At 51.0% G+C, this 690-nt stretch carries 1 protein-coding gene; it reads left to right on the top strand.

Going from position 1 to position 690, the window contains the following annotated elements:
- Positions 1 to 529: class I SAM-dependent methyltransferase (locus R7E78_RS26865; RefSeq protein WP_318058706.1), on the top strand; the 529-nt coding region annotated here is incomplete at its 5' end.
- Between the last annotated feature and the right edge of the window lie 161 nt (positions 530 to 690).

Genomic DNA, 690 nt, shown 5'->3' with positions numbered 1-690 from the left:
GAACAAAGGTGCGACCCCAACCGTGTTAGATGGCACGGCAGGCCTTGGTCGCGATGCGTTTGTGCTCGCCTCGCTAGGTTGTAAAGTGCAGATGGTCGAGCGTCACCCAGTCGTGGCGGCCTTGTTGGATGACGGCTTGGCTCGCGCGAAACAAGACCCAGAAATCGGCTCGTGGGTATCTGAGCGTATGTCGCTGATTCATGCCTCCAGCCATGACGCGCTGGATCAACTGGCGCAAAACCGCGAGTTTGTGAAACCGGATGTGGTGTATCTCGACCCGATGTACCCACACCCAGAAAACAAAAAGAAATCCGCGTTAGTGAAAAAAGAGATGCGCGTCTTCCAATCTTTGGTGGGAGCGGATTTGGATGCCGATGGATTGCTCGAACCTGCTCTGGCGTTGGCAACGAAACGCGTGGTGGTTAAGCGCCCGGACTACGCGAATTGGCTGAACGAGCAAAAGCCAAGCATGGCGATTGAAACCAAAAAGAACCGTTTCGAGGTCTACGTCAAAGCCTCGATGGCATAACCTCCTGACTCGCAAAAACTTCTCGTCACAGCATTGAACCAAGTGCTGTGACGCTGCCATTCTTTCCTGAACACTATTGATAGTTTTCACTTGCTAATTCGACACACTGACTGTATATCTAACTAAGAATTATTATTATTTCACTTGTTGTGATGCTGTCG

This window comes from Vibrio sp. YT-19(2023), assembly GCF_033337395.1.
This window is presented reverse-complemented; position numbering and strand designations above follow the sequence as displayed.